Below are 19,377 nucleotides of genomic sequence, written 5' to 3' on the forward strand. Positions count from 1 at the left end.
GGCATCAGCGGCGGTCGGCGCTGGCGCCGTTTGGCAAGGCGCCGGTCCACAGACGCTGTCCCGCCAGCTCCTGCGCGCTCAACAGGGTGCCATCCGAGGTGATCATCAGACTGCCCAGCTGGCGCAAACGGGCAGGATCAAACAGCTGGCAGCCGCCGCTCAGATCCTTGTCCACCGTGGTGACAATGACCTGCCCCGTCAGGCAGACATCATGCGCCTCAACGGCCCGTTTGCCGATCACATGTATCACTTCGGTGCTGCCAATCATGGTGCTTTTGACAGGACCAGTCCAGCGCGCCGCAGCAGCGGCCTGATCACTGCCGTCACCGTCATTCTCCAGCCAGATCCGGGCCGCAAAACCAGCGCCTTTTGGTTTTGACAGCGCCCGGCCGCCGACGGTCATCTTTCCCAGCAAAGCGCCATCGGCAGATATCAGCACCGGCGGGCGGGTGGCCTGCGCCCATAGGATAAAGGCCAGCATCACAGGCACCAGACCAAGGCTCCGCCACCGCCCCTGCCACAGGATTAGCTGCAACATGCCAAAGGTGATCAGCGGCAAAACGACAGGACCGGGCGCCACCACCCGGCCCTGCGCCCCCTCCAACCCGGTGACCCAATGCGCCACCATCAGGATCCAGTCCAATCCCCAGCCCATCAGCCTCAAGCCGATCATCTCGCCGCCCAGCGGGGCCAGGCATAATGCCAGCACCGCCGCCGGGATCACCAGCACCCCCATCAGCGGCACTGACGCCAGATTTGCAATCAATCCGTAATGCGACAGAGTGTTGAAATGCGCCGCCCCAAACGGCGCCGTCGCCGCCCCCGCCACGGCTGAGGAAATCACCACCGCAACAGCGCCCCGCATCCAGCCAGGCCCCAGCGACACCCCCGTCTCCCGGATCCAAGTGAACACCGCAACCAGTGCCGTGGTGGCAGCAAAGCTCATCTGAAACCCCGGGCTCATCAGGCTTTCCGGTCGATGTGCCAGCACAATCATCGCCGCCAGTGCCACCGCCCGCAAAGAGAAGGCCCGCCGGTCCAGCAGCACCGCGCCCAGCACCACCGCCACCATGATAAAGGCCCGCTCGGTTGCAACATTGCCGCCCGACAGCGCCAGATATGCCGCCGCCACCAGCAAAGCCCCCACAGCGGCGATCTTTTTCACCGCCAGCCGCAGCGCAACTCTCGGCCAAAGGCAGAGAAACAGCCGTAGGGAAGCAAAGACAAATCCGCTCAGCAACCCCATATGCAGACCGGAAATCGCCAGCAGATGCGCCAGGTTACTGCCGCGCAACGCCATCAGACTACCCTGTCCGATGCCACTTCGGTCTCCGGTGGTGAGCGCCGCGGCAAAGCCGCCGGTCTCGCCCGGAAGACGCTTCTGGATATAGGTTGAGGCATCTCTGCGAAATCGCTGCAGCCACAGATCCCTCCGGTTGGGAGCGGCCAGGAGCACCGGCAAACGGGTGTAACCAACGGCGCCAATCTGTTGAAACCAGGCATGGAGGCGAAAATCAAAGCCGCCGGGCTCGGCCGGGCCTTGCGGCGGCATCAGATGGCCAGTGGTGAGAATTTGACTGCCCGGAACCGGTATGTTTTTCGACCCATGCAACGATATGCGCACCCGTTCAGGGGTCTCCACGCGCGCCATATCGCGCAATCTCACCCGGTCCAGGGTCAGCCGCACCGCGTCGCTGGCAGAGCGGTCAATGGCAATGACTCGGCCCTCGATCGGACCGTAATACCGGTAGGGCAACACCGCAGCCGCGACATAATGGGCGCGGGACCCGCTAAGACAGAACCCGGCGGCAACCAACATCAGCGCCCATCCCAAGACCGCAGCATTTTCCGGGGCCCGCAGGCCAATCAACCCGCCAAAGGTGCCAAGCAGCGCCAGAGCGAGGTATATTTCGACGTCCGGCTCAGCCATCAGCGCAAAATATAGCCCAACCCCTGCGCCCAGACACACTGGGGCCCAGGGGAACAGATGCCCCCGTTGGCTCAGCAACAGGGTGTCGAATGCGGCAGTCGCAGACATCTTGCTCCTCACCGTTTGGCTCGGTAAACAGGGCTCAAAGTTACCCCCACAATAGTTTCCAAAAGGTAAATGGCCCCCATGTCTCAACAGGTCGTCACCCGCTTCGCCCCATCCCCGACCGGCTTTCTCCATATTGGCGGCGCCCGCACCGCACTGTTCAACTGGCTCTATGCCCGCGGCCGGGGCGGTAAATTTCTGCTGCGCATCGAAGATACCGACCGGCAGCGATCCTCTCCCGAGGCAACCGCTGCGATCCTGCAGGGCATGGCATGGCTGGGGCTGGATCATGACGGAGAGGTCATCAGCCAGTTTGACGGCGCCGCCCGCCACGCCGAGGTGGCGCATCAGTTGCTGGACGCGGGCAAAGCCTATAAGTGTTTTGCCACTCAGGAGGAAATCGCCGCCTTTCGAGAACAGGCCAAGGCCGACGGCAAATCCACTCTGTACCGCTCCCCCTGGCGTGACGCGGACGCCGCCACCCACCCCGATGCGCCCTATGTGATCCGCATCAAAGCGCCGCAGCGCGGCGTGACCATTATCGAGGACCAGGTGCAGGGCGACGTTACCATTCGAAATGATCAGCTGGACGACATGGTCCTGCTGCGCTCGGATGGCACCCCGGTCTATATGCTGGCTGTGGTGGTGGACGATCATGACATGGGCGTCACCCATGTGATCCGGGGTGATGACCATCTGAACAATGCTGCCCGCCAGATGACCATCTATCAAGCAATGGGTTGGCCGGTGCCGGTCTGGTCGCATATCCCGTTGATTCATGGGCCAGATGGCAAGAAACTGTCGAAACGCCACGGCGCCCTTGGCGCCCAGGAATATCAGGCGATGGGCTATTCGGCGGGTGGCATGCGCAACTATCTGGCCCGTCTGGGCTGGAGCCACGGCGATGACGAGTTCTTTACCGATGCCCAGGCGCTTGACTGGTTTGATTTGGGCGGAATCGGCAAAAGCCCGGCCCGGTTTGATACCAAAAAGCTGGAGAACCTGTCTGGCCAACACATCGCAATCAGCGATGACGCTGCGTTGCGGCATGAAATTCAGCAATATCTGGCAGCGGCGAAACAGCCCACCCTGACTGACGTTCAGTCAGCCGCTCTGGAGAAAGCGATGTATTGCCTCAAGGAACGGGCCAAAACATTCCCGAATCTCCTTGAAAAGGCTGAATTTGCCCTAGCGTCACGTCCCATTCAGCCGGATCAGAAAGCCGCCAAGGCGCTGGCTGCTGTATCCGATGGTATACTGAGTGAATTGACGCCGCAGCTGCAAAATGTTAGCTGGACCAGAGATGATCTGGAGGAGCTTCTGACTGAATTTGCAGAAGCCCATGACACCAAGTTCGGCAAGTTGGCTGGCCCATTGCGGGCAGCACTGGCAGGACGCGCGGTGACGCCTTCGGTTTTTGACATGATGTCGATTCTGGGCCGCGATGAAACCATGGCCCGACTCAACGATGCCGTGGGTTAACCAGCTGTATGCTGTTGTAATCTACTCAAAATAACAAAGCCTGCGGTTCAATCGCGCAGGCCGTGCCTGCGTGCAGTGGCCCGATGCCACTTCATGCCAGTAACAGGAAGGGATATCCATGACCGACACCAAGAAGTCCGCCACGCTTAGCCTCAATGGCGAATCCTATGAGCTACCGATCTTTTCACCCACAGCCGGGCCAGATGTTATTGATATCCGGAAGCTATATGCCCAGGCGGGTGTGTTCACTTACGATCCGGGTTTCACCTCGACAGCCAGCTGCGACAGCACCATCACCTTTATCGATGGCGACAAGGGTGAACTGCTGCACCGCGGCTATCCCATCGACCAACTGGCCGGTAAGTCACATTACCTAGAGGTCTGCTACCTGCTGCTTTACGGTGAGCTGCCCACTGCCACCCAGCTGGAAGATTTCGAAGGCCGTGTGACTCGCCACACCATGGTGCATGAGCAGATGCACAACTTTTTCCGTGGCTTCCGTCGCGATGCTCATCCGATGGCGACGCTGGTTGGTGTTGTTGGGGCAATGTCGGCCTTCTATCACGATTCAACCGATATCGCCGATCCGTGGCAGCGTGAAGTGGCATCAATCCGGCTGATCGCCAAACTGCCGACCATCGCAGCGATGGCCTATAAATATTCAATCGGACAGCCTTTTGTCTATCCGCGCAACGATCTGGATTACGCTGCCAACTTCCTGCACATGTGTTTCTCGGTGCCGGCAGAAGACTACAATGTGAACCCGATCCTGGCCCGCGCCATGGACCGCATTTTCACCCTGCACGCCGACCACGAACAGAACGCATCCACATCAACCGTGCGTCTGGCCTCGTCCTCGGGCGCCAACCCGTTTGCCTGTGTTGCCGCAGGCATCGCCTGTCTGTGGGGTCCGGCCCACGGTGGCGCCAACCAGGCCTGCCTGGAAATGCTCAAGGAAATCGGCACCGTTGACCGCATTCCTGAATTCATCGCCCGCGCCAAAGACAAGAGCGATCCGTTCCGCCTGATGGGTTTTGGCCACCGGGTGTACAAGAACACCGATCCGCGCGCCACGGTGCTGAAACAGTCGGCTGACGAGGTTCTGGAACTGCTAGGCATCGAAGACAACCCGCTGCTGCAGGTTGCCAAAGAGCTGGAACAGACCGCGTTGCATGATCCCTATTTCATCGAAAAGAAATTGTTCCCCAACGTCGATTTCTATTCGGGCATCATTCTTGAGGCGATGGGATTCCCAACCTCGATGTTCACGCCGATCTTTACGGTTGCGCGCACCGTTGGTTGGGTGTCGCAGTGGAAGGAAATGATCGCCGATCCACAGAACAAAATCGGCCGCCCGCGTCAGCTTTATCTGGGCGAGACTGCACGCAACTATACCGACATCGAGAATCGGTAGTCTGGTCCTGCTAAACCGCAGGCAAAGCGTCGTTAACAAAAGCCCCAAACCTGATGGTTTGGGGCTCTTTTTTTGCGACAACACCCCTGATTTCCGGCCATTGTTCCCAGCATCGACATAATGATCGTTTCTTCTTGACGCCCCTTCAGCCTACGTCTTAATTTTCCATTAATTCTACATAATTTCACCACATTCTTTAGATCGGACACTTATAATGATTTGGATGACATTGATTGGTTTGGGACTGGTTGTCGGTTTTGTGGTGGCAGATGACGACGATGACACCTCCGAAAGTGACAGCGACCAGATACCTATCGAGCAGGAACCAACTGCAGCAACCGCGGGCAACGACCTATTGCTTGGAACCTCTGCCGCGGACAGCACGGTTGGTCTGGACGGCGACGACGAAATGACCGGCGGCAAAGGGGGCGATCGGCTGTTTGGCGACAACGGAAATGACACCATTACCGGCGGCTTTGACGACGACAGCCTGTTTGGCGGCAACGGCAACGACCAATTGGATGGTGGCGAAGATAACGACAAGGTTTATGGCGGTCGTGGCAATGATGTCGCCTCTGGTGGTGCCGGTGATGACAGCGTCTATGGCGGCGAGGGCAACGACACCGTTCTGGGCCAGGACGGCAATGACTTTCTGCGCGGCGGCGCTGGAGCAGACCGTGTTTTTGGTGACGTAGGTGATGACACCATCTATGGCGGCGGTGGTGATGACAGCGTCTCTGGCGGCAACGGTCATGATCTGGTTGACGGTGGTCTCGGTGATGACACTGTCGGCGGCAACCTTGGCGATGATCTGCTGACTGGCGGTGAGGGCAATGATGTGCTCAACGGCGGTGACGGCCTAGACCTGCTCTTTGGTCAGGACGGCGATGACACGCTGAACGGCGGTGCCAACAATGATATCCTGACGGACGGCGCTGGAACCGATGAATTAAATGGGGGCAGTGGCGATGACCTTATTTACGCCAGTGGCTTCATCGATGATCAGGTTCTTGTTGATCTATTCACCAATCCTCCTGCCGACCTGACGCCTGCCGAGTTGGAGGAACTTTTGAAACTGGACTTTTCGCAGGATACCGACAGTGACGGAGATATCGTTGATGGCGGCGATGGAAACGACACGATTTTTGCCGGCATCGGTGACACGTTGACCGGTGGCGAAGGCGAGGACGTCTTTTTGACTGGCGATTGGATCGAAGGCCATGAGGCCGCCGTGATTACCGATTTCACTGAGGGCGAAGACGTTCTGGGCTATATTTATGACGACAGCCAGCCAGAACCTAAGATGACCATGGTCGCCGAGGCCAACAGCAGCGGCGGCAGCGACGCGGTCATTATGGCTGACGGTGTCATAGTCATGCGGTTAGAGAACGCAGGCGATACCTTTGACATCAGCACCGATATCGCATTGTTGCCCGCCGCTTGACACCAGAGATGACAGGACATGAAATGGCCGCCGCTTGATCCCAAACGGCGGCCACAGGTTTAGCGGCCTTCGAATTTTGCTGGCCGTTTTTCCATAAAGGCGGTGACGCCCTCCAGGAAATCGCGGGATTTGCCACATTCGCCCTGCAGATTGGCCTCGACCGACAACTGTTCCGGCAGAGTATTGCCCGAGCTGGCCCGGATCGCCTGTTTGATGGCGCCAAAGGCCTTGGTTGGACCCTTGGCAAGATAGGTGGCACGCGCCCGCCACTGATCGCCAAACTCCGCGTCCGGCACCGCTTCCCAGATCATGCCCCAATCACTGGCCTGCCGGGCCGAGATCTTATCGGCAAACAGCGCAGCACCCATGGCTTTGGCCATACCCATCTGCCGCGGCAGGAACCAGGTGCCGCCGGCATCCGGCATCAGACCAATACGGGCAAAGGCCTGCATGAAATAGGCGCTCTCGGTGGCGATCACCACGTCTGTTGCCAGCGCCAGATTGGCCCCGGCGCCAGCCACCGGACCGTTCACCGCCGCAATGGTCGGCACCGGACAGTCATACACCGCCTCAAGCATCGGAGTGTATTCATCCCGCAGGGTGCGTTCCAGATCCAGGTCTTTACCATTGCTGGCATCGCTCAGGTCCTGCCCTGAGCAAAAGGCCGCCCCTGCCCCGGTCAACACAACGGCCCGCGCTTCGCCACCAGCACGGCGCATGGCGTGGGTTATCTCGGCCCGCATCTGGCTGGTCAGCGCGTTCATTTTTTCAGGGCGGTTCAACGTCACAATCGCCAGCCCATCCGCCAGCAAATAGGTAATTTCCTTGTAGTCCATCACTCGGCCTCACATCATTTTACGTTGTTTACATGCTGACTTAGGTAGCCGGTCGGTGAAAGGCAAACGCAACGTCAGGCAAAGCTGGTCTTTGCACCTCGCGCAGTTCGGCAATCAGCGCCCGGGGATCGGCAGGCACCGGTTGCTCGACCCGGCAATACTGCGAGCCGTCCCTGGTGCGGGTCAGCAGTTTCATTTCCACCAGCGAGCGACGGATTTGCGCGGCATCACTGGTTACTGTTTGCTGATCGATAAAGGCGCTGATCTGGCGCTCATTCATAATGGTTCGCGGCGGGATCAAGGCCCAGACCGCCCAAAGGCAAAGATTTTGCATGCTGGTTTTACCCGGCCAATTGGCAAACCGTCCCTCAGCGTCGAAATTGCGCAGGGCACGGTCAACCCGACGTCGGTCCACTTGCGGGGTCGGCGTATTTGTCGCCCGCAGGTGTTGAAAATTCTTGTAGCCCGCCGCCTGTGCCACCACGTTCAACATTTCAACGTGGCTGGGGGGATCGGGCAATATGCTGCGCAGTGATTTGGTGAATTGTGACAGGTCGGCAATGGTCAGCCGAATAACATCCCGGGTCATATGTCTCTCCCATGGATACCGCAGCCCGTTCAGGGATGTGGATGCCCGCCCTTATCCTAATGGTATCCTGAGCAAAGGATCCGGATATACAAAAAGCAGGTTTAGCGCATGGCGGAGCCTGGGTGAACTGCTGACCAAGTTCACCCTAGCAACCGCAGGCGAGCGATGCAATCACTCGTCCATCAGTTCCTTAAGCCGGGCCTGCTCGGCCCCGGTCAACCCCGCATCGGAGGATTTTGATGGGGCCGCGCGCCCGCGCACATAGAGCCCGGCCATAATCATCGCCATAATCAGCATCCCTGGACCCGCCGCCCACAGCAGCCAATTGGCGCCACTTGTTGTCGGCCGCAGCAGCACATATTCACCGAACCGGTCGACGATAAACTCCATAGCCTCTGTGTCGCTGTCGCCAGCCACCAGACGTTCTCGCAGCAGGACACGCAAATCGCGGGCCAGGTCGGCGTTGCTTTCATCAATGCTTTCATTGCGGCACACCAGACAGCGCAGATCTTTGGACAGCTCCCGTGCCCGCGCTTCAAGCGCCGGATCGTCCAGCACCTCGTCCGGTTGCACCGCCCAGGCCGAGCCAATCAGGCTCAGCATCACAGCCAAGGCAGCGACCCAGATTTTCCAGCTATTGATCATTCCGCAGCCACCCCCGTCATCCGTGACTTACGGGCGCCAACAGCAACCCGGTACCGGCGATCACTGAGCGACAGCAAACCACCCAGTGCCATCAGCAAACAGCCGCCCCAGATCCAGTTGGCCAGCGGTTTGATATAGGTCCGGATGACCCAGCCACCGTCAGCTTGCTGATCACCAACCACCACATAGAGATCCCGCAGGAAACGGAAATCAATAGCCGCTTCGGTGGTTGGCATCCGCGTCACCGGGTAATTGCGTTTCTCGGGTTTCATCATGGCCACCAGCTGCCCGGCTTTGGTCACCCGCACAGTGCCAGTTGTTGCGTAGTAGTTCGGCCCACGACTGCGGGCGACACCTTCCAGCGTCAAACTATAGGCACCAACCTCAAACGGCTGGTCGATATAGGCCACCCGGATATCCTCTTCCTCCCAGGCGGTCAGCCCGGCAATGGCAAACATGGTGATGCCAAGACCACCGTGTGCCAGCGTCTTGCCCCAATCGGCCCGCGGCAAGCGCACAAGCCGCGCCAGCCGCCCGGCCACACCGGATCGTCCGGTGCGCGACCACAGATCAACAGCGGCGCCAAACACCATCCAAGACCCCAGGAACAACCCCACCGGCCCCAGCACCGAGCGCCCCGACTGCATCGCCCAGGCGGTGACACCCAGGGCAACCGCCAGCACAAACACATAACGCAGGGTCCAGGCCGCACGGCCCAGCCTGCCCCGCTTCCACGGCAACATGGCTCCCACCGGCATCACCAGCCCCAGCACCACCATAAAGGGCGTAAAGGCGGCGTTGAAGAAAGGCGGCCCGACGCTGAGCTTCCGATCAAAGGCCAGTTCGGCCACAATCGGCCACAGAGTGCCAAAGAACACCACAAAACAGCTGACGGCCAGCAGCACGTTATTGACCACCAGCATGCTCTCGCGGCTAACCACGCCAAACACCCCCTTGGCCTCCATCGCCTGCGCACGGGTGGCAAACAGCGTCAGCGCACCACCGGTAAAGATCGCCAGGATATACAGGATAAACACCCCGCGCACCGGGTCCGTGGCAAAGGCATGCACCGAGGTCAGCAATCCGGATCGTACGATAAACGTACCCACCAGAGAGAAGCTGAAGGCCAGGATCGCCAGCAGAATTGTCCAACTTTTCAGCGACTCGCGCTTTTCGACCACAATCGCACTGTGCAGCAGCGCAGTGGCCAGAATCCACGGCATGAAGGATGCATTCTCAACCGGATCCCAGAACCAGAAGCCGCCCCAGCCCAGCTCGTAATAAGCCCACCAGCTGCCCAGAGCGATGCCGATGGTCAAGAAGACCCAGGCCGCCAGGGTCCAGGGCCGCACCCAGCGCCCCCAGGCCGCATCAACGCGGCCTTCAATCAGGGCGGCAATGGCAAAGGAAAACGCCATGCTCAGCCCCACATAGCCGAGGTACAAAAACGGCGGGTGAAAGGCCAGGCCCGGATCCTGCAGCAGCGGGTTCAGATCCTGGCCATCAAACGGTGGCACCACCATGCGCAAAAACGGGTTCGAGGTGAACAGAAGAAAGGCAAAAAACGCCACCCCGATCGAGGCCTGCACCGCCAGCACGCGCGCCTTCAGGGTTGGCGGCAAACCGTCGCCAAACACCGAGGCAACCGCGCCAAACAGCGAAACGATCAGCACCCACAGCAACATCGAGCCCTCATGGTTGCCCCATGTACCGCTGATTTTATACAGCATGGGCTTGGCCGAATGGCTGTTTTCCACCACCAGCTTCAGCGAGAAATCAGAGGTCACAAAGGCCCAGGTCAGGGCGCCAAAGGAAAAGGCGGTAAACAGGAACTGCGCCTGTGCGGCCGGCTCGGCAACCGCCATCCATCCCGGCCATCGCATATGGGCACCAATCAGCGGCACCACCATCTGCACGATAGCAATCAAAAAGGCGAGGATGAGGGCGAAGTGTCCGAGTTCTGTAATCATGGCGACTGTATAGGCTGAACAGGGCGGCGGGCCAATGGCAATTACCGCGCCATCCCGTCACAGGTTTGTGCTTTATTCCGTCCCTCCCCGGTGGGTGTTGGTCCAGTGATCAAGCGCCGGGTTTTCCCCCGGCGTGACCACTGCAATTTCATCCGTAGCAACGCCCTGCGTTGCCGCATTGTCCATAGGTCCCTCAGCCAGCCCGCGCAGCGCCGAGATGTTTCTGACCACCTGCGGGGCTCGCGCCAGAATTTGCGCCATATCGCTTTGCAATTGCTGACTTTTCACCTGTTGTCGCGCCCCAAAGTAGAACGACACCACAACCCCCAACAACCACCACAATGGCTCTGGCACCAGCGCAATTCCCTGCATTCGCTGCGCAAACCACACCGGATCCGCCATCGCCGACACCATCAACCCCAGGGTCCCCAGCGCCAGAGCCGGTCGCGGCATTCGGTTCACCGCATCCATCAGCCGATCAAATCGGCCCCTTTGCGCCACCGAAAATTCAGCCTGCATCTGTGCCAGAGCAGCCATCTCTCGGTCATGGCCGCGACCTGCACCCGCTTCTGAATTCTCCCGAAGCACTTCAACAGTTTCACGCAACACATTGCGGTTGCTCCCAAAAATTACACTCAAGACTTCAGATATCAGCCCCATGCTGCCACCCGCGCCCGAAAACCCAGATCGCTCAGATGATAACAGGGCGACAGAAACGCTTCGGCGCGGCGAATCCAGCCGCCTTTGCCCCCCGCCTTTGAGCGGGCATATTTCCGGCTGGCGACCCGACGATCCGCCAGCCGGAAATAGTAGTTGCGCCGCGCCACCCCATAGGCGTCCCGCAACGCCATCGTATCCACCGCGCCAGCCGCCCGGGCCGCCGCCTCTGTCTGCGGTCCGATCACGCCGTCCACGGCAACATCATAGCCCATGTCACGCAACAGCCGCTGCAGGATCTTCACCGCATTGGCGCCGGCATTTACATACATGTCGAACACCGAAGGTTGCAGCTCAGCCGGAAGATCACAGATCTGTGGCGCGGCAAAATAATGCTTCACAAATATATCCACCGCCTGGGCCCGGCTCAGAGCCTGCACATCCGCCACCCCAATGCGGCCATCTCGTGTCAGATCCAGCCCCAATCGCTGCATCGTCGCCAGCGTCACCCCATGATTGGTGGCACCGCCCGGATCATCAGGGTCGTTCACAAAGCCGCCTTCACGGGCGACAATATCCTCAGCAATCTGCTGCACAGTTGGCATTACGCTCTCCTATAGGATGTGCGCAACACTCTGCCGCCAAAACCTTACCCCCCAGACAGCAGAGCGCGCGCCCTGTTATCCAGACCGCGCGCTTCTTCTTGTCCTAAATACCTCCGCCGGAGGCCGCAGCCGTCAGGTTGCTTCAACTGTCGGGATCGACGTAAACACCCTGCTCTTTCAGCGCATCGACAACCTCTCTCGGCATATAGCTCTCGTCATGTTTGGCAAGAATTTCAGTGGCCACAAACACACCATCGATGTAGTTTCCAGTGCCGATCATCCCCTGGTTCTCTTCAAACAGGTCCGGCAAAACACCGGTATATGACACCGGAACCGAGGCCCCACCATCGGTGACCGAAAATGTCACCACCTTGCCTTGTCCCTTGACCAGCGTTCCCTCTTCGACCAGACCGCCAATTCGAAAGACTTCACTGGCCAGCGGCGGCTGGGCAATCACTTCGCTGGGTGCGCGAAAAAAGTTGATACCATCCTGCAGGGCCCAGCCGATCAGCCCGGTGGCCAGCGCCAGAGTCACCACCGACACCACAATAATCTGCACCCGCCGCCGCTTTTTCAGTGTTTTCATGTCGTCCTCACGGGAAAAGCGGAGCCATCATCAGCCCCGTTGTTTCATCTTCACCTAACATCAGGTTGGCATTCTGCAAGGCCTGACCGCTGCTACCTTTTGTCAGGTTATCCAATGCTGCGATGATGATGGTCCGGCCCTCGATCCGGTCCGCCGAGACACCGATATGGCAAAAGTTTGAGCCGCGTACGTGATGGGTACTGGGCACTTCGCCAAACGGCAGCAGGTCAAGAAAGGGCTCATCCGCATAGGCTGCCGCAAAGGTGGAGTAAATTTCCTGCGCATCGCCTTTGACATAGGCCGTCGCCAGAATGCCCCGGTTGGCGGGCATCAGATGTGGCGTGAATTGAATCTGAACCGGACGCCCGGCGATGGTGGAAAACTCCTGATCAAACTCACCCAGATGCCGGTGACTGCCGCCCACGGCATAGGCATTATAGCCTTCGCTCAGCTCAGCATGCAGCAGGCCCTCTTTTAGCGAGCGGCCAGCCCCGGACACCGCGCATTTCAGATCCAGAATGATATCATCCAGATCAATCACTCCGGCGGCGATCAAGGGCCGCAGGGCAAACTGCCCAGCTGCCGCATTGCAGCCAGTGCCTGCAACCAGACGCGCCGCGGCAATCTCCGCGCGATAAAACTCGGTCAGCCCGTAAACCGCCTCTTTCTGCAGCTCTGGCGCCGCGTGCGGGTTGCCGTACCATGCCTCGTAGTCGGCTGGATCCCGCAGACGGAAATCTGCTGACAGATCGACGATTTTCAGGGTGTCCGGCAGTGCCGAGATCACCTGCTGACTGGTTTTATGCGGCAGGGCACAAAAACACAGATCGACTTGAGAGAAGTCAATTTCATTGATTTTACAAAGAGTTGGCAGCGCAAGGTGCCGCAGATGAGGAAAGACTTGCGCCATTTCCATACCCGCCTTTCGGTCGGCTGACAGGGCAACGATCTCCAGACCCGGATGCTGCGAAATCAACCGCACCAGTTCGGCACCAGTATAACCACTGGCGCCCAGAATAGCTATTTTATGGGCCATATCAGACCTCTTTCTTGAATGTCATATGTCATCGCCAGGACTGGTGATGAAGATAGGGTTGGAAGGGACAAGCGCCTTGACCTGGATCAGGCAATTTGATCATGCGGCTTGATCATGCGGCGGCAAAAGTGATTTCTCGTCGCAGAAACTGGGTCGCGCGATCACTCACCCGGGCGGCGTCACCACTGGTCAGAAACCCAGCCGGCCCGCTGCCCATCATGTCGGGGTGACGATCCAGATAATGGGCCAGGCTTTCAGCCACCAGATCACCCTGACTGAATACCTTCACATCCGGCCCGAGCGCCTTTTGAAAACAGGCTTCCATCAGCGGATAATGGGTGCAGCCCAGGATGGCGGCCTGCGGCTCGGGCATCTTGCGCTTCAGCGCCTCCACATGGCTGCGCACCAAGGCCTCTGCCAGGATCTCATCGCCGTCCTCAATGGCATCCACCACCCCGCCACAGCTCTGCGCCTCGACGTCCACACCAATGGCCCGAAACGCCAGTTCGCGCTGAAAAGCCCGGCTGGCGACGGTTGCCGGCGTGGCAAACAGCGCAACATGTTTGACTTCAACTTCGCGCGGTGGCGAATTGTCGCCCCATTGGCGCTCGGTCAGCGCCTCGATCAGCGGCACAAAGACCCCCAGCACCCGTTTGCCCGGCGGCAAGCCGCCCTCTTGCAAGCGCCGCAGCGCCGCGGCACTGGCGGTATTGCAGGCCAGAATCACCAAATCACAGCCATGCGACCACATGGTTTCAACCGCGCCTCTGGTCAGCTGAAAGACATCCTCGGCGTCCCGCACCCCGTAAGGCGCACGGGCATTATCGCCATAATAGAGAAAGTCAACATCGGGCAGCCGCTGCTGCGCGGCGTTCAGGACGGTCAGGCCGCCCAATCCGGAATCAAAGATACCAACTGCCATAGTCCCTGTCAGGCGCGACGCCTGTCCTCGAAGTCAGAGCCGTAATCATAAGTTTTTAGCGGCGTTGGGGAAAGCTCATACGGGGCTTTGCGCAGGAAATCCATCATTGCTTTGGCGCCTGAGTGCCGCGGCTGAAGTCTGTCGCAGTAAATCGGATCGCCAATCTGCCGCGCAGCGGCACTATCCGGCGGCCAGCCACAGGCCGACCACCGGCCGACCACCGGCAAAACCGGCGTTTGTGCACGCAACAGCTGTTGCACCGGGGCCAGCCCCGGACCCCGGGATATTTATCGCCAGATGAAGAACCGGCCCCCGGTTTAGAGCGCGGCGCTGCCGCGCAGCGCTTGCGGTTATTCTGCCGCCTTGCCGATCTGAGCGCCGCCCTGTGCCAGCACAGCCAGCAGCTCCTCACGTCGTTTGGCGGCTTTTTGTACGGCTGCATGTTTGACCGGCCCAAATCCGGTGATCTGCAATGGCAGCTCTGACAAGGCGATGAGCGGCTCCAGCAGTTCGGGACTGGCTTTGGGCAACCAGGTCTTCATATCCGCCTCATATTGCTTGATCAGGGCGCGTTCCATTTTGCGATCAGCGGTATAGCCAAACACGTCCAGTGGCGTGCCTCGCAGCGGTTTCAACCGCGCCAACAGGCGCAGCAGCGGCAGCATGCGGGGGCCGAATTTGCGTTTTCTGGGGCGGCCATTGGCATCTTTTCCACCCAAAACCGGCGGCGCAAGATTGTAGGACAGTTTGAAATCCCCCTCAAACTCCACCTCGGCCTTGGCGCGGCTGTCCAGCAGCAGCCGGGCGACCTCATACTCATCCTTATAGGCCAGCACTTTGTGATAACCCTTGGCGACCGCCTCTTTCAGGGCTGGGTCGCTGATCCCGTCCAGCAGCTTGCCATAACGCTTGGCCAGTCTGGGCCCCTGATAAGCCACCAATTGGGTGCTGCGATAGGCTATTTTGTCGTCCAAACTCACCGGCAATTGCGCCAATTTCGACTGGCTCAGCTGTGCGGCCTCAACCGGGAACAGCACCGCCCAGCGGCCAATGTCAAAGGCCCGCAGGTTGCGCGCGACCGCAGTGCCATTCAAGGTGATCGCCTGGGTCAGCGCATCGAGGCTCAACGGGATCAAGCCGCGCTGCCAGGCGGCGCCAAACACCATCATGTTGGAGAAAATCGAATCGCCCAGTGTTGCCTTGGCCAAATCAGTGGCGTCGAACAGATCAAGGCGATCCCGCAGCCGCGCTTTGAGCGCCAGTTGCAGCCGGTCCGAGGGGATTTTGAAATTGGTGTCGCGGGTGAAATCACCGGTGATGATCTCGTGGCTGTTGACCACCGCACCGGTGCGCCCGGTGGTGGCCAGACCAAGCGTCTTGGCGCCGGCACTGACCACCAGATCGCCGCCGATCAGCGCGTGGGCCTCGCCTGTGGCCACTCGAATGGCGCTGATATCTTCGGGGTGGTTGGCCAGACGGCAATGGATGTGAACGGCGCCGCCCTTTTGCGCCAGACCGGCCATTTCCATCATGCCGGCACCTTTGCCGTCAATCTGCGCCGCCTGGGCCAGCACCGCTCCAAGGGTGACGACACCGGTGCCGCCAACGCCGGTAATGACCACGTTGAAGGTGCCGTCAATTGTCGGCAGCACAGGCTGTGGCAGCTCTGGCAGCTCCAGTTCAGCAGTAGCATTTTTGCGTGGGGTGCCGCCCTCGATTGTCAGGAAAGAGGGGCAGAAGCCGCTCAGACATGAGAAATCTTTGTTGCAGGAGGACTGATCAATCGCCCGCTTGCGGCCCAGTTCGGTTTCGGCCGGCACAATTGACACGCAGTTTGACTGGATACCGCAATCGCCGCAGCCTTCGCAGACATCGGTGTTGATGAACACCCGCTGATCCGGGTCCGGGAACAATCCGCGCTTGCGGCGACGGCGCTTTTCGGCGGCACAGGTCTGAATATACAGGATCGCCGAGACGCCTTCGACCTGTTCGAACTCGCGCTGAATGCTCATCAGCTCGCTGCGTTCATGCATCCGCATACCTGCGGGGAACTGGCTGGCACTCACATCTTCTTTTTCATCATAGACCACCGCCATGGTTTTGACCCCCATGGCCAGCAGTTCGCGAGCGATGCGGGGGGCATCCAGACCGCCCTCGTTGCCTTGGCCGCCGGTCATCGCAACCGCGTCGTTATACAGGATCTTGTAGGTCATGGTGGTGCCCTCAGCCAATGCAGCACGGATTGCCTGCACGCCTGAGTGGTTGTAGGTGCCATCGCCGAGGTTCTGGAACACATGCGGCCGCTTGGAAAATGGTGCCTCACCGATCCAGTTGACACCCTCGCCGCCCATATGGGTGAACCCGGTGGTTTCGCGGTCCATCCACTGCACCATGAAATGGCAGCCGATGCCGGCATAGGCACGCGAGCCTTCGGGCAGTTTGGTGGAGGAGTTATGCGGGCAGCCGGAACAGAAATACGGCAGCCGCGAGGTGATTTCTTCGGCGTTGTCAGCCTGGCGGGCCTGGTCCAGCGCCGCCAGACCGGCGTGAATCGCATCGGTTTCGCGGCCCTCTTCGATCAGGATCTGGCCCAGCTTCTCGGCGATCATGATCGGGTCCAGCGCGTAGCGGGTTGGGAACAGCTCTTCGCCGTGCATTGAGCCCGCACCGCCGCCCTTGTGCCAGCCATAGACCCGTCGGCCACGACGGTCGTCAAAGATGGCTTCTTTGATCTGCACCTCGATCAGCTTGCGTTTTTCTTCGACCACAACGATCAGGTCCAGCCCTTCGGCCCAATCGTGAAAACCCTTCATATCCAGCGGGAAGGTCTGGCCGATTTTATAGGTGGTGATCCCCAGCCGTTCGGCGGTGTTCTCGTCGATATTGAGCAGCGATAGTGCGTGGGTCAGGTCCAGCCAGTTCTTGCCGGCTGCGACAAAGCCGATTTTGGCACCGCGCTGGCCCCAGATCCGCTTGTCCATCTTATTGGCATGGGAGAACGCCTCGGCGGCAAAGCGTTTGTGGTCAATCAGGCGGTCTTCCTGCTGGAAGCGGTCATCGGCAAGCCGGATATTGAGCCCGTCGGTTGGCATTTCAAACTCGGGCGTCACCAGCTGCACCCGGGTAGGGTCGCCATCCACAACCGAGGTGACCTCGATGGTGTCTTTCATTGTCTTCAGGCCAACCCAGAGACCCGAAAACCGGCTGAGCGCGATGCCATAAATACCATAGTCGAGGATCTCCTGCACGCCCGCCGGGCTGACAATCGGCAGATAGGAATCCATCAGAGACCATTCCGACTGGTGCAAAACGGTCGAGGACTCACCGGTGTGATCATCGCCCATGGCCATCAGCACGCCGCCATGTTTGGAGCTGCCCGCCATATTGGCGTGACGAATGACATCGCCCGAACGGTCAACCCCCGGACCCTTGCCGTACCACAGGCCAAACACACCGTCGTATTTGCCTTCGCCGCGCACCTCAGCCTGCTGACTGCCCCAGAGAGCGGTCGCCGCGAGGTCTTCGTTCAGACCGTACTGGAAGGTCACATCCGCAGCCTTCAGCTGCTTTTCGGCACGGACCATCATGGTGTCGACGGACCCCAGCGGCGAGCCCCGGTAGCCGGTGACCAGACCCGCAGTGTTTAGCCCGGCGGCGGTGTCGCGCAATTTTTGCGTCAGCATCAACCGCACCAGGGCCTGGGTGCCGTTCAACATGACCGAGGATTTCTCTAGGTCATATTTATCATTAAGCGAAATATCCTGCTTGCTCATCGGGGCCTCCCAACCTTGACTGGCGTGCTGTGTTCAATCCATTATTAGGTCACAAATACTGACCTGTATAGCCGCATTTCCAAAAATTTGCGGTTTGGGCACGGTTAAAATTGAAACAAGCGATACAATTCATATAGGTTAGCCCCAACGGATCAAAAGAGATGGCTATGGATTGGGACAAGCTTAGAATATTTCACGCGGTGGCTGATGCCGGCAGTCTTACCCATGCCGGTGACAAGTTGAACCTGTCACAATCGGCCGTCAGTCGGCAGATTCGCGCTTTGGAGGAAAGCCTGAGTGCAACGCTGTTTCACCGCCATGCGCGTGGGCTGATACTCACCGAACAGGGCGAGTTGCTGTTCGATGCGACCGCGGCGATGTCGAAACGGCTGGAAACCGCCTCGGCGCGGATTCGCGATAGCGATGAAGAGGTGTTTGGCGAGTTGCGGGTCACCACCACATTTGGCTTTGGCACCCTATGGCTGGCGCCGCGTCTGACCAAGCTCTACGAGCAATACCCAAACCTGAAAATCGACCTCATGCTGGAAGAGCGTGTGCTGGATCTGCCGATGCGCGAAGCCGATGTAGCGATTCGCATGAAAGAGCCCAGCCAGGCTGATTTGATTCGAAAACGCCTGATGACCGTCAAAATGCAGCTCTATGCTTCGCGCGCCTATCTTGAACGCAACGGCACCCCCGAAGAACTCAGCGACATGTCGAAGCACCGGTTGATCTGTCAGAACCCACGGTCACCGCAAGTTGGGACGGCCGCCAGTCTGGTGCAGAATTTGATGACACATAACCCTGCATCCCTGCTGACTGTGAACAATTATTTCGGTGTGCTGCAAGGGGTTTTACACGACCTCGGTATCGGCGTATTGCCGGATTATGTCACCGAGGATTTCCCCGATCTGGTGCAGATATTCCAACACAAATATTCCACTGACGTCCCTGTATACTTAGCTTATCCAGAGGAATTGCGTCATTCTCGACGGATTTCAGCCTTCCGTGATTTTGTGCAGAATGAGATCATTGCCCACCGCAAACATCTAAAAGAGCTGGGCAAAATATGAGCCATGCAAAAAACGCATAACGGCTTTGATCCAATCCAAGCAATTATTGCCTTGAAGGGCTAACTCAGCGCGCCTAGATCAGCTTTCGAAGGTGATGGCGATTGCTTCACCTTCATACCTCCCTGTTGGACTTCGGCCGAGCCTTGTGCTCGGCCTTTTTTTTTGCTTTTCCTATCTGGAAAATTCCAGCAAACTACGCGAAACAGTCACATTATATTAACCAAGGGCACTGCCAGTGTTCTGCCGCTTTTTCGAATTTGCACCTGACGACCAATTTCCGAGAGGATAATATGAATACTCTTTTGCAGCG

15 protein-coding genes and 1 pseudogene are annotated in these 19,377 nt (G+C 59.0%); 4 read left to right on the forward strand and 12 right to left on the reverse strand.

The window, feature by feature from the left end:
• Nucleotides 1-4: 4 nt before the first annotated feature.
• Nucleotides 5-2,038, reverse strand: a complete 2,034-nt coding sequence (locus QPJ95_RS20905; protein ID WP_270918102.1) for a ComEC/Rec2 family competence protein — start codon at nt 2,036-2,038, stop codon at nt 5-7.
• Between the two features lie 78 nt (nt 2,039-2,116).
• Between QPJ95_RS20905 and gltX the strand changes: the two genes are divergently transcribed.
• From gltX to QPJ95_RS20920, 3 genes are all read left to right on the forward strand, one after another.
• Entirely contained in the window at nt 2,117-3,517 is a 1,401-nt protein-coding gene (gene gltX, locus QPJ95_RS20910) for a glutamate--tRNA ligase (RefSeq protein ID WP_270918101.1), read from the forward strand.
• A 118-nt stretch (nt 3,518-3,635) separates the two neighbouring features.
• On the forward strand, nt 3,636-4,931 hold the full coding sequence (gene gltA, locus QPJ95_RS20915) for a citrate synthase (protein WP_270918100.1): 1,296 nt from the start codon (nt 3,636-3,638) through the stop codon (nt 4,929-4,931).
• Between the two features lie 214 nt (nt 4,932-5,145).
• Nucleotides 5,146-6,375 carry a calcium-binding protein gene (locus tag QPJ95_RS20920; protein ID WP_270918099.1) on the forward strand — a complete coding sequence of 410 codons (1,230 nt, stop codon included), beginning with the start codon at nt 5,146-5,148 and terminating at the stop codon, nt 6,373-6,375.
• 59 nt (nt 6,376-6,434) lie between these two features.
• On the opposite strand, the gene QPJ95_RS20925 is transcribed toward QPJ95_RS20920, so the two are convergent.
• From QPJ95_RS20925 to QPJ95_RS20975, 11 genes and pseudogenes are all read right to left on the reverse strand, one after another.
• On the reverse strand, nt 6,435-7,211 hold the full coding sequence (locus QPJ95_RS20925) for an enoyl-CoA hydratase-related protein (RefSeq protein WP_270918098.1): 777 nt from the start codon (nt 7,209-7,211) through the stop codon (nt 6,435-6,437).
• Nucleotides 7,212-7,251: 40 nt separating this feature from the next.
• Entirely contained in the window at nt 7,252-7,800 is a 549-nt protein-coding gene (locus tag QPJ95_RS20930; RefSeq protein WP_270918097.1) for a DUF2087 domain-containing protein, read from the reverse strand.
• Nucleotides 7,801-7,971: 171 nt separating this feature from the next.
• Nucleotides 7,972-8,445 (reverse strand): cytochrome c-type biogenesis protein, encoded by a 474-nt coding sequence (locus QPJ95_RS20935; RefSeq protein ID WP_390922709.1) that lies wholly within the window; start codon nt 8,443-8,445, stop codon nt 7,972-7,974.
• On the reverse strand, nt 8,442-10,415 hold the full coding sequence (locus tag QPJ95_RS20940; RefSeq protein ID WP_270918096.1) for a heme lyase CcmF/NrfE family subunit: 1,974 nt from the start codon (nt 10,413-10,415) through the stop codon (nt 8,442-8,444). The genes QPJ95_RS20935 and QPJ95_RS20940 overlap by 4 nt, the downstream gene beginning before the upstream one ends.
• A 72-nt stretch (nt 10,416-10,487) precedes the next feature.
• On the reverse strand, nt 10,488-11,075 hold the full coding sequence (locus QPJ95_RS20945) for a 3TM-type holin (protein ID WP_270918095.1): 588 nt from the start codon (nt 11,073-11,075) through the stop codon (nt 10,488-10,490).
• Nucleotides 11,066-11,677, reverse strand: a complete 612-nt coding sequence (locus QPJ95_RS20950) for a holin-associated N-acetylmuramidase (protein ID WP_270918094.1) — start codon at nt 11,675-11,677, stop codon at nt 11,066-11,068. Before QPJ95_RS20950 ends, QPJ95_RS20945 begins: the two co-directional genes overlap by 10 nt.
• 142 nt (nt 11,678-11,819) lie before the next feature.
• Nucleotides 11,820-12,263, reverse strand: a complete 444-nt coding sequence (ccmE, locus tag QPJ95_RS20955) for a cytochrome c maturation protein CcmE (protein ID WP_270918093.1) — start codon at nt 12,261-12,263, stop codon at nt 11,820-11,822.
• A gap of 7 nt (nt 12,264-12,270) precedes the next feature.
• Complete coding sequence (gene argC, locus QPJ95_RS20960) at nt 12,271-13,299, reverse strand: N-acetyl-gamma-glutamyl-phosphate reductase (protein WP_270918092.1); 1,029 nt, start codon at nt 13,297-13,299, stop codon at nt 12,271-12,273.
• Nucleotides 13,300-13,411: 112 nt separating this feature from the next.
• Nucleotides 13,412-14,221: a glutamate racemase gene (locus tag QPJ95_RS20965; protein ID WP_270918091.1), complete on the reverse strand. Its 810-nt coding sequence runs from the start codon at nt 14,219-14,221 to the stop codon at nt 13,412-13,414.
• 8 nt (nt 14,222-14,229) lie between these two features.
• Nucleotides 14,230-14,385, reverse strand: a pseudogene (locus tag QPJ95_RS20970) (lysophospholipid acyltransferase family protein); the annotation flags it as partial.
• Between the two features lie 186 nt (nt 14,386-14,571).
• Entirely contained in the window at nt 14,572-17,994 is a 3,423-nt protein-coding gene (locus QPJ95_RS20975) for an indolepyruvate ferredoxin oxidoreductase family protein (protein WP_270918090.1), read from the reverse strand.
• Nucleotides 17,995-18,161: 167 nt separating this feature from the next.
• Between QPJ95_RS20975 and QPJ95_RS20980 the strand changes: the two genes are divergently transcribed.
• Nucleotides 18,162-19,067 carry a LysR family transcriptional regulator gene (locus QPJ95_RS20980; RefSeq protein ID WP_270918089.1) on the forward strand — a complete coding sequence of 302 codons (906 nt, stop codon included), beginning with the start codon at nt 18,162-18,164 and terminating at the stop codon, nt 19,065-19,067.
• Nucleotides 19,068-19,377 lie beyond the last annotated feature (310 nt).

It is taken from the genome of Parasedimentitalea psychrophila, assembly GCF_030285785.1.
Lineage (GTDB): Bacteria > Pseudomonadota > Alphaproteobacteria > Rhodobacterales > Rhodobacteraceae > Parasedimentitalea > Parasedimentitalea psychrophila.

Coding starts and splice junctions, on each gene's coding strand:
- gltX (WP_270918101.1), top strand. CDS start 2,117: ATGTCTCAACAGGTCGTCACCCGCTTCGCCCCATCCCCGACCGGCTTT.
- QPJ95_RS20920 (WP_270918099.1), top strand. CDS start 5,146: ATGATTTGGATGACATTGATTGGTTTGGGACTGGTTGTCGGTTTTGTG.
- QPJ95_RS20925 (WP_270918098.1), bottom strand. CDS start 7,211: ATGGACTACAAGGAAATTACCTATTTGCTGGCGGATGGGCTGGCGATT.
- QPJ95_RS20980 (WP_270918089.1), top strand. CDS start 18,162: ATGGATTGGGACAAGCTTAGAATATTTCACGCGGTGGCTGATGCCGGC.
- QPJ95_RS20905 (WP_270918102.1), bottom strand. CDS start 2,038: ATGTCTGCGACTGCCGCATTCGACACCCTGTTGCTGAGCCAACGGGGG.
- QPJ95_RS20930 (WP_270918097.1), bottom strand. CDS start 7,800: ATGACCCGGGATGTTATTCGGCTGACCATTGCCGACCTGTCACAATTC.
- QPJ95_RS20945 (WP_270918095.1), bottom strand. CDS start 11,075: ATGGGGCTGATATCTGAAGTCTTGAGTGTAATTTTTGGGAGCAACCGC.
- ccmE (WP_270918093.1), bottom strand. CDS start 12,263: ATGAAAACACTGAAAAAGCGGCGGCGGGTGCAGATTATTGTGGTGTCG.
- QPJ95_RS20935 (WP_390922709.1), bottom strand. CDS start 8,445: ATGATCAATAGCTGGAAAATCTGGGTCGCTGCCTTGGCTGTGATGCTG.
- QPJ95_RS20940 (WP_270918096.1), bottom strand. CDS start 10,415: ATGATTACAGAACTCGGACACTTCGCCCTCATCCTCGCCTTTTTGATT.
- QPJ95_RS20975 (WP_270918090.1), bottom strand. CDS start 17,994: ATGAGCAAGCAGGATATTTCGCTTAATGATAAATATGACCTAGAGAAA.
- argC (WP_270918092.1), bottom strand. CDS start 13,299: ATGGCCCATAAAATAGCTATTCTGGGCGCCAGTGGTTATACTGGTGCC.
- QPJ95_RS20950 (WP_270918094.1), bottom strand. CDS start 11,677: ATGCCAACTGTGCAGCAGATTGCTGAGGATATTGTCGCCCGTGAAGGC.
- gltA (WP_270918100.1), top strand. CDS start 3,636: ATGACCGACACCAAGAAGTCCGCCACGCTTAGCCTCAATGGCGAATCC.
- QPJ95_RS20965 (WP_270918091.1), bottom strand. CDS start 14,221: ATGGCAGTTGGTATCTTTGATTCCGGATTGGGCGGCCTGACCGTCCTG.